Here is a 1,103-nt window from a genome sequence, read left to right on the forward strand (position 1 = left end):
TATTTTTCCATCCCATGCTCTTCACAATAAAGATAGTTATTGTAGGAACCATACCCTGCATCGGCAACCGGATACTTTGGATAACATCCATATGTTTTATGAAACTTCTCCATCAGTGGTACAAAGCACTCCATGTCAGATGCGTATGGTTTTACATCCACTACGGCAATGTATTCGTCACAGACAGCTGTCTGGAGGTTATAGGCTGGAAGCAGCTGGTCATTTCCCATGTAATCTCTTTTCAGCCGCATAAAAGTGGCACTGTGATCCGTTTTGGAATAACTGCTCCTTTCTTCCCCACAGATTTCTATATGGTGTGCATAAGTTTTTAAGCGTTCCAGATATCCCTGTAATTCCTGATACTGCTTTTGATAAATGCTTTTCCTGTGGCCACAGCCGGAAACGAACGTGGATTCCTCCAGTCCGGTGCCTTTCCGGTACAGTTCCAGGAGTTCGGAAACATAATTGATGGCATACTCTTCCCGTTTTTCAAGTTTCAGATTTAAATATCCAAGTACTTCCTGGTTCATAGCGTCGAGCAGCATTGAAATCTTTTCAAAAACTTTTCCACGGCTCTTGGTGCAGGATTTTTTCCATACCCAGGTATAGCGGTTCGCATTTGCCTCTATTTTTGTTCCATCGAGATAGACATGTTCCAGATCAACGTGGTCTTTTTGAAAAATATAAGTATTGACATCCAAAAAAATCTGTTCGATGGAATCTGTGAGTTCCTTGCGGATGAAGCTGCCAAAGGTGGCAAAGGAAGGTGCCTTCATGCCATCGAGAAGATACAGGTACCGGATATCGTTTCTGCAGAGTTTTTCGATATCGCGCAGAGAAGAAATCCCGTGTTCCATGAAAGCAAAGAGTATCACTTTGAGGAGTTTGTGTTCATCACATCTTGGACGGCCTGTTTTGTATCCCTTCGCTACAAAATATTTTGATAGGTCGATGTGATCCATTACCTCGCAGAAAGTGTATACCGGATCAGAAATATCAATTAATTTTTCGATTTCCAGTGGTAATTTCAGTTGACGTACTGTATAATTATTATTGGTATTTTTATTTAGTCGCATAATTAATTATACCAAAAAAATCGCTGA

The 1,103-nt window shown here is 40.8% G+C and carries 1 protein-coding gene; it reads right to left on the reverse strand.

The genetic code is table 11. The features are described from left to right. Positions 1-1,076: transposase (locus HMPREF9473_RS19720; protein WP_034859655.1), on the reverse strand; the 1,076-nt coding region annotated here is incomplete at its 3' end. Positions 1,077-1,103: the final 27 nt, after the last annotated feature.

The organism is Hungatella hathewayi WAL-18680 (genome assembly GCF_000235505.1).
In the GTDB taxonomy this organism is placed as follows: Bacteria; Bacillota; Clostridia; order Lachnospirales; family Lachnospiraceae; genus Hungatella_A; species Hungatella_A hathewayi_A.